Below are 6,889 nucleotides of genomic sequence, written 5' to 3' on the forward strand. Positions count from 1 at the left end.
ATGACTTCTGTAATATAGCGCTTTTGCCCATCTTTAGCTTCATAGGAACGGGTATTTAAACGACCCTCTACAAAACAACGGTTTCCTTTTTTGAGGTTGCCTACAGCTTCTCCTAACTTCCCCCACGCAACACAATTAACAAATGATGTTTGCTCTTTGACCTCACCATTACCGTCTACATATTCGCTGGTAGCCGCCACATTAAATGTTGCTACAGCCCTACCTGTTTTAGTAAAGCGTACTTCAGGGGCACGAGCTAAATTACCTAATATCTGCACTGAATTCATGACTTTCTCCATTCTTCTTTTCGCAAACTTTCACCAAGCAATGTTATGATTTGATTCGTGCTACGTATTCTATCAATAGCACGTTGATCATATCGTTCCGCTAATTCTTTAATTGGTAAATTGGTTGTAATAATTATCGATTTTGAACGCTGATGGCGTTCGGCGATGATTGACATGATGCGCTTAAGCATCCAACTATCATCCTTATTTTTGCCAATGTATTCACCGCCTAAATCGTCTAATACTAATAATGGACAGTTTTGGATTCGTTGTTCAAATTCATAACGCTCCTCTTGGTCTCTAAAACTCATCAACTTATCTAAAAGTGAAATCATAGATATAAAATAAGGGCTTTTCTTATACTTAACTGCTTCTTTCATAATGGCAATCGCAGCCGTAGTCTTTCCGGTTCCAACAGGACCTTTAATAATAAGCCCTAATCCTTGATTGAGATTTTCGACTACATTACTTGCGTATTCTTTGATAACTTCAAATGCATTTGCATTTTCAGCTGCTATATTCATAGTTTCTAATTCAACATTTTGAAATCGTTTATATATTCCGTAGTATTCCCAATTTGTTGGTTTAGAAATGATCGGGATCGTTTGTCCAGTCAATCTGGCTTGCTCCTCCGCTTTTGTCTGTAGTTGTAACAACATCAGCTTTAAATTGCCTACTATATTTTTTGCGTCCTTCAACAGCTTCCACCTCCCAAGGTTTATCGGACAAATTATATTGGCGATTCCAGCGATTTAATATTGCTCTTACATATGCCCACATTCTTTTATTGCGTGATACAGCAATTTCCATAGCTGCATTACACCAAGCTATGCTATAAGTATTGGCATCATCAATCAATATCTCTTTAGACAATCCGGATATAACACCAAATCCGTTTTCAATATAATTTTTAAAAAGCGATTTTAATTCTTCACTAGTAGAAGTAGTATATTCTTTACTTTCCTTTACTTTCCTTTGTGTACTTACTCCCGAGTTAACTTCATTTTCTCCAGAGTTAATTGAGTTTTCTCCGGAGTTAACTATTTTTTCATACGGTTTCATAGAAATGAGCAGAAATCTTGCGTCATAACATACCTCACTTCTTTTTGATTTTTTGCATGTATCAAAGTACTGCTCTTGAATCGCAATTGAAGTAAGTATGCCGTTGTAATCTCCTTTGGACTTCATATCATCAGTACCAAATAGATTCGCCATATTCGCATCGAAGAATCCCACTTGAATCGCCTTCACGACAATCTCTCGCACAGTGCCAACTTTAAGACCAATTTCATCAGCCAGAAAAGCCAGCGTCTCATCATCCCACCTCATGTAATACCCTTTATCTTTGTAGATAGTACATAGCAGGTTGACTAGTACGGAGGCGGCAATTGCTCCGAATGCTCTAGTAAGTCTCCTTACCTTTTTATTTTCAAAGAAATCCGTATCCAAAGGAAAATACCGAATGCCCGGTTTTCGGGATCTACTCATATAATCTCCTTTTGGATATCGGTAAGTTACTATAAAAGCAACTTACCGTATACCATACAAAATATAATTATTGTTCTTCTTGTTCAGCTGCAATAATAGCGGCTTTTTCTTCCTCAGTTAACTCATTTGAAGCATATGCATCTTCAATAACCTCACCTGTTTCTGAATGAACATAGGTACCTTCTACTTCAATAGTGTCAAAGTCGGCTTCTAATCTACCGTCATTGTCTTTAATAATTCCACCGTCTGTTTCCATTGCCGTTGTCAATCCTGCTTGCATTTCGATTGATAAGATACCGTATTTACTGATTAAGCGTTTAAGTACCGTTTTAATTGCCATACTATGAAAGTCTGCAATGCCCCATTTATCAGTACCCCCTTTATAGTTTTTGCTATACTTACGCGCATGTGCTTGCATGTCTTTCATATTCATAAAAATATACTTTTCAAAGCCGTTAATAAGCTTAAAGTATGCCATATAACCAATAATCTCATCACCGGTACGATTACCAAATTCAAACTCACCGGTGAAACGGTTTTCGTTAACAATCTCGCCTTCATATACTTCACAAGCGTTAATCGTCTTATATTGGCCGGTTCGCATAGCGAGCTGAATATACCCCTTATACCCCATTTGAAACTGTGCTTCACCGCCATACGGAACAATATAGGCATATCCTAAATTTTGGTTAATCGGTAAATCTAAGGCAGCCGCCATGGCGCCGGCTGCAACAATTGTCTTGGGGTCTGCTTTGGCTAACAGTTTGTTATTGTTGGCCACTGACAATAAACTGGTGATAAAGCCGGGTGATTTCTTCCCTAGTAATTCATTAAAACGTTTCTTTACATCCTCAGATGCTAACATACTGCTCAATGTAACTGGTTCTTTACTAGCTGGTTTAAGACTGTTATTTTTTAACGTGATACCGCTCGTTGTTGCCATAATTGTATTCTCCTTTATCCCTTAATGCTGAAGCGTCTTGTAGGTTCGCCTTGTACTGTGTACTCTTTTGCCAATTGCGGATAGTCTGTCTCAAAACGCTTTTTATCAAACGTTTTTTGTCCTGCCACCTGCGTCCAATTAACGGTATACGTATCTACAAATCCTTGCTCATTATCACCGAGCAAACTAAATAATTGACTTTGCGCTTCCGTTTTTAACGCCTTTGCTTCTTTTTCAACTTTATCGGCTGACTTGTACTGTTCAATAAAAATTGTTGCTGTATCCGGTAAATCAATCGTTTTACCATTGCTAGTTTTATGCATTTCTTTAAGTAATTTATTACAGCGTTCGGAATCATCTACCGCCGGCATAATACGCTGTTCAACCATGTTCCAAAATTCTCGAGCCGTATCAATAATGGCTGTAATAACGTCTTCATTTCTTGGGATTTCCTTGTAAAAGAACTCATTACCACCGCATAAGCAAGCAATCCACCAAGAGGAATACCCTGTAACCGCCATATAGTGCTGACATTGGATATAGTATGCATCCGGTACTTGATCGCCTTCCCATTCATCACGTTTAAATGCATTTGCCGTTTTACATTCAAGACCCGCATCAATTCCTACAATATCACGGTCAATATTAGCTAATAAAAACGGATACTCTATGGATTGCAATGTGTAGTTATTGTTACGAACACTATATCCGGTACGAATAGAGAACTCCTCAGCAACCAATGCTTCTAATTTATTCCCCCAATACATAAAGCGTGATTCTTCTTCATTAACTTCATCAGTCGTCTTTTCAAGCCAAATATCTAATGGCGATTTCCATTTACTAAGCCCCATAATTGCAGCCATATCACTGCCACCAATACCGGTTTTTCTGAATCGCAACCAATCTTCTTTTGTAGCTTTTTTTGCATCAAAAACCTTTTTGTATATCATTTATGATTCTCCTGTGCTATACTACTAATAGAGATATTTTCTTTGCCCTTTAACCGTGCCACCGGTTGAGGGCTTTTATTTTGCCTTAAATGCTCCGTGCCGATTGTCCTTAGCCCAATTATAGGCGCGCGCCTTTGGCGGTGCGTATGGCTTAATTTCAGGCGTTTCGTCCATGGTTTCAGGCTTTGGCTTAAGGCTCATATAGTAATAGCTAACTAGCAATAACGCCATAAACGCCATACCGAGTGCGAAACTCTTAACTAATAACCCCGTTACGCTCATTTTTCTCACCTCCTTCTCATTCTGCGTGTTATAATCATCTCGAAGGGAGGTGATTATATGATACGTAAAAGCGATATTTTAAAAGCTTCTTTAGATTTATCAGCACAAATAGTAACAGCTAAAGCAAGTGCTGATTCCAACTCTGTTACCCCTGAAACTTTACCTGAGTATACAGAAGTTATTTACAAAAAACTCATTGAGTTAATGGATGAAGAAGACTAACCCTTAACATTAAGAGTGCAGTTGCAGCTGTACTCTTTTTGTATTTTCGCCAATCTTTTTATCCATTTTTCAATTGCGTCAGAGTTCGACGCTTTAATCGAAATTTCTACATTAATTTCAAACCTTGCGCCCCAGCTGATATCATTACGACTTTTCTTTTCGTCCATTTTTACCCCTCCTTCCCGATTTCTTGAACAGTCCAATCGCCGTTCACAAACTTAAGCAATGGCGCCCGAAATATGACATATTTGAACCGTTTGCCCTTGCCTGTCATGTCAATGGCACGACCGAATATATCAAACTTGCCACGTTGCAAGCCAATTCTTACGGCTTGCTCACTAATTCCAAGAATGCCGGCGGCCTCTTTTACACTCGCCTGTGTATTCATGCTTCTCACCTCCTACTTTTGACTTGACATAAATCACATACAGTTATCACACCGCAATGTTTATCATATATTTGATAGGTTTTGCGGTTGGTTACCTCTGCACCGCATTGGTGGCAAATCTTACGTTTACATTCCAACGCCTTAACCGGATTTAATTCCGGCTCAGGCTTTTTTATTTTCTTTCTCATAACATCATCAAATTACATTTAAACTGTAATTTTAGATTAAAAAATTAATCAAATGATATGGAATACCATACACTTTTTCGATTTTTTCAATTACAGGAACATCCGGGAAGCTACGCCCCAATTCATAATTGATTAAGGTATAAACGCTAATCCCTAGCAATTTAGCGGCATCTTCTTGTTTGTAACCTTTGTTGACGCGTGCCGCTTTCAACGTCCATTTTCTAGTGTCGACAGTTTCCATGATTTTCACCTCCTGTCTTTCTAAATAAATTTTATTACAGTTTAAATGTAGTGTCAATAGTTAAACTGTAATTTTTCATATTTATATTGATTTTTTTACAATTTTACTGTAAAATTTAAATCACAAAGGAGGTAACATCATGAGCGACTTGGGCAATAAAGCAATATTCTCTAAAAATTTAAAATTCTATATGAATTTATATAACAAAACGCGCAATGACGTTGCCAAGGCATTGGGCGTTTCATATACAACGTTTGCAAGCTGGGAGAATGGCACGAATTATCCGCGTATCGATAAAATCGAGATGCTAGCTAATTATTTCAAGGTTTCAAAGGCTGATTTGATAGAGAATAAATATAAAGGTCAAGAGGGCTATTACGACAATCCGGACGCCGCCGAATATGCTGAAATGGTTAGAACCAATCCCGAAATGAAATTATTATTTTCTGCGGCAAAAGACATCTCAAAAGAATCAATGAAAAAGACATATGAATATATCAAGTTTTTAAAATCGCAAGAAAAGGGGAGTAATGATTGAACGTTAATATAATAATTACTCAATTAGAGCCCGGCATTGACGCCGTAACAACGCCCAACGATGACGGAACATATACGATAGCTATCAATAACAAACTATGCGAAGAGCGGGCAAAAAAGGCGTTATTGCACGAAATAACGCACATAAAAAAAGACGACTTTTCAAGTTTTGAAAAAGCGTCATTATTGGAGCGTATGCTTAGGGAATCCGACTATCTCAACCAAGAGTTAGAGGATATAAATTTTTATTGGAATGTCATATGAAGGAGGGTTGAAAAAAAGTTATAGGTATTTAGAAGTGCATTAAGGGAAGGAGTTTGAAAAATGGATGATTTTTTAGGTATCGTTGGAGCATTAGTATTATTGTGGTGTGTTATTGGGATGTTTATACCGGGCAAGGTAGCACCGTTTTTAAAGGTTCATCGGCGTAAATGGATTTTATTAATTACATTTGCTATCATGTTGGGCATTGGTCTTTCACTGCCGGAATCGGATAAATCCAATTCGGCAACTAATGCACCACAGACCACTCAATCAAGCGTTGATACAGAAAAGCAAAAGGATACAGCGAATGCCGACGCCATGAATATTTTGAGTTATGTACCGCAAAAGTATGACCAAGTGGAGAAACGAACAATTTACGCACCTTGGGGGGAAGGCAAAATACCGCCTGCCACCAATCTATATTGGTATGCCATTGAAAAGGATAAGGCTGTTACTATGCGGGCTTCGTTGGTGCATTTTACCGATGATATAAACTGGGTATTTTGGGACAAACTTATCTTCTCTACCGACCAAGGCAAATGGGAATATAATATCGATTCTTTTGCCGGTCAATCCGGTGGCGGCAAGCATACGGAAGTAGTCATGGGCGGCAAATATGAAATGCTAGATGTTCCATTTGATAAACTAAAACCGGGCATTAAACTATTAGTTGAAGGGACGAACCCTATAATCAGAATGCAGGGTAAACAACATAAAGAAGATTTTGTTGTGCCTGCCGCTACAATCGAGCAAATGAAAGCCGGCTTACAACTAGAAAATGATTTATCTCTCTTAGGCGGCAAACTTAAATAAAAAAAACCCCCACCCTGCGCCAACAGGATGAGGGACAAGCACAGCACTTAGAGCGCTGCAACCACCAATATAATTATAACACGCTCTAAGTCTATTAACCATACCCAAAATTAGACAAGGAGCGTGATTTTTTTATGCGTAGAGCAAACGGCACAGGGTCAATTTATAAAATGACACATAAGCCACTTAGAAAGCCCTATAGGGTAGTTATTACTACCGGTTTTACTGACGACGGTAAAGCGATCCGCAAGACGGTCGGCACATTTAGAACGGCAAAGGAAGCCCA

13 protein-coding genes are annotated in these 6,889 nt (G+C 38.4%); 4 read left to right on the forward strand and 9 right to left on the reverse strand.

Annotation, left to right across the window (positions count from 1 at the left end):
• From QZL64_RS03380 to QZL64_RS03405, 6 genes are all read right to left on the reverse strand, one after another.
• The coding region (locus tag QZL64_RS03380) for a single-stranded DNA-binding protein (RefSeq protein WP_296309253.1) at nucleotides 1-287 on the reverse strand (287 nt) is incomplete at its 3' end.
• Nucleotides 284-904 (reverse strand): ATP-binding protein, encoded by a 621-nt coding sequence (locus tag QZL64_RS03385; RefSeq protein WP_021840609.1) that lies wholly within the window; start codon nucleotides 902-904, stop codon nucleotides 284-286. The genes QZL64_RS03380 and QZL64_RS03385, both read right to left, overlap by 4 nt.
• On the reverse strand, nucleotides 873-1,775 hold the full coding sequence (locus QZL64_RS03390; RefSeq protein WP_021840610.1) for a Lin1244/Lin1753 domain-containing protein: 903 nt from the start codon (nucleotides 1,773-1,775) through the stop codon (nucleotides 873-875). Before QZL64_RS03390 ends, QZL64_RS03385 begins: the two co-directional genes overlap by 32 nt.
• Nucleotides 1,776-1,842: 67 nt before the next feature.
• A complete protein-coding gene (locus QZL64_RS03395; protein ID WP_021840611.1) occupies nucleotides 1,843-2,718 on the reverse strand; it encodes a recombinase RecT in 876 nt (291 codons plus the stop codon).
• Nucleotides 2,719-2,732: 14 nt separating this feature from the next.
• Nucleotides 2,733-3,668, reverse strand: coding sequence for a YqaJ viral recombinase family nuclease (locus QZL64_RS03400; RefSeq protein ID WP_021840612.1), 936 nt, complete (start codon nucleotides 3,666-3,668; stop codon nucleotides 2,733-2,735).
• Nucleotides 3,669-3,743: 75 nt separating this feature from the next.
• Nucleotides 3,744-3,950 (reverse strand): hypothetical protein, encoded by a 207-nt coding sequence (locus QZL64_RS03405; RefSeq protein ID WP_021840613.1) that lies wholly within the window; start codon nucleotides 3,948-3,950, stop codon nucleotides 3,744-3,746.
• A gap of 57 nt (nucleotides 3,951-4,007) precedes the next feature.
• On the opposite strand from QZL64_RS03405, the gene QZL64_RS03410 reads away from it, so the two are divergent.
• Complete coding sequence (locus tag QZL64_RS03410) at nucleotides 4,008-4,172, forward strand: hypothetical protein (RefSeq protein ID WP_021840614.1); 165 nt, start codon at nucleotides 4,008-4,010, stop codon at nucleotides 4,170-4,172.
• Here QZL64_RS03410 and QZL64_RS03415 read toward each other — a convergent pair.
• The 3 genes from QZL64_RS03415 to QZL64_RS03425 all read right to left on the reverse strand — a co-directional run bounded on the left by QZL64_RS03415 (nucleotide 4,169) and on the right by QZL64_RS03425 (nucleotide 4,989).
• Nucleotides 4,169-4,339 (reverse strand): hypothetical protein, encoded by a 171-nt coding sequence (locus tag QZL64_RS03415; protein ID WP_021840615.1) that lies wholly within the window; start codon nucleotides 4,337-4,339, stop codon nucleotides 4,169-4,171. The two genes, QZL64_RS03410 and QZL64_RS03415, sit on opposite strands and share 4 nt — an antisense overlap.
• Before the next feature lie 2 nt (nucleotides 4,340-4,341).
• Entirely contained in the window at nucleotides 4,342-4,560 is a 219-nt protein-coding gene (locus QZL64_RS03420) for a hypothetical protein (RefSeq protein ID WP_021840616.1), read from the reverse strand.
• 219 nt (nucleotides 4,561-4,779) lie between these two features.
• Nucleotides 4,780-4,989, reverse strand: coding sequence for a helix-turn-helix domain-containing protein (locus QZL64_RS03425; RefSeq protein WP_021840617.1), 210 nt, complete (start codon nucleotides 4,987-4,989; stop codon nucleotides 4,780-4,782).
• Nucleotides 4,990-5,128: 139 nt separating this feature from the next.
• On the opposite strand from QZL64_RS03425, the gene QZL64_RS03430 reads away from it, so the two are divergent.
• From QZL64_RS03430 to QZL64_RS03440, 3 genes are read left to right on the forward strand one after another with little or no spacing between them, the layout of a single operon-like run.
• Nucleotides 5,129-5,527: a helix-turn-helix domain-containing protein gene (locus QZL64_RS03430; RefSeq protein WP_021840618.1), complete on the forward strand. Its 399-nt coding sequence runs from the start codon at nucleotides 5,129-5,131 to the stop codon at nucleotides 5,525-5,527.
• Entirely contained in the window at nucleotides 5,524-5,790 is a 267-nt protein-coding gene (locus tag QZL64_RS03435) for a hypothetical protein (RefSeq protein ID WP_021840619.1), read from the forward strand. The genes QZL64_RS03430 and QZL64_RS03435 overlap by 4 nt, the downstream gene beginning before the upstream one ends.
• A 60-nt stretch (nucleotides 5,791-5,850) precedes the next feature.
• On the forward strand, nucleotides 5,851-6,603 hold the full coding sequence (locus tag QZL64_RS03440) for a hypothetical protein (protein WP_021840620.1): 753 nt from the start codon (nucleotides 5,851-5,853) through the stop codon (nucleotides 6,601-6,603).
• The last annotated feature ends 286 nt before the right edge of the window (nucleotides 6,604-6,889 follow it).

Source organism: Veillonella sp. CAG:933 (assembly GCF_000431435.1).
GTDB lineage: Bacteria > Bacillota > Negativicutes > Veillonellales > Veillonellaceae > Veillonella_A.

Excerpts from the sequence above, each read along its gene's own strand:
- QZL64_RS03390 (WP_021840610.1), bottom strand. The coding sequence starts at position 1,775 with ATGAGTAGATCCCGAAAACCGGGCATTCGGTATTTTCCTTTGGATACG.
- QZL64_RS03430 (WP_021840618.1), top strand. The coding sequence starts at position 5,129 with ATGAGCGACTTGGGCAATAAAGCAATATTCTCTAAAAATTTAAAATTC.
- QZL64_RS03425 (WP_021840617.1), bottom strand. The coding sequence starts at position 4,989 with ATGGAAACTGTCGACACTAGAAAATGGACGTTGAAAGCGGCACGCGTC.
- QZL64_RS03420 (WP_021840616.1), bottom strand. The coding sequence starts at position 4,560 with ATGAATACACAGGCGAGTGTAAAAGAGGCCGCCGGCATTCTTGGAATT.
- QZL64_RS03415 (WP_021840615.1), bottom strand. The coding sequence starts at position 4,339 with ATGGACGAAAAGAAAAGTCGTAATGATATCAGCTGGGGCGCAAGGTTT.
- QZL64_RS03440 (WP_021840620.1), top strand. The coding sequence starts at position 5,851 with ATGGATGATTTTTTAGGTATCGTTGGAGCATTAGTATTATTGTGGTGT.
- QZL64_RS03395 (WP_021840611.1), bottom strand. The coding sequence starts at position 2,718 with ATGGCAACAACGAGCGGTATCACGTTAAAAAATAACAGTCTTAAACCA.
- QZL64_RS03400 (WP_021840612.1), bottom strand. The coding sequence starts at position 3,668 with ATGATATACAAAAAGGTTTTTGATGCAAAAAAAGCTACAAAAGAAGAT.
- QZL64_RS03405 (WP_021840613.1), bottom strand. The coding sequence starts at position 3,950 with ATGAGCGTAACGGGGTTATTAGTTAAGAGTTTCGCACTCGGTATGGCG.
- QZL64_RS03410 (WP_021840614.1), top strand. The coding sequence starts at position 4,008 with ATGATACGTAAAAGCGATATTTTAAAAGCTTCTTTAGATTTATCAGCA.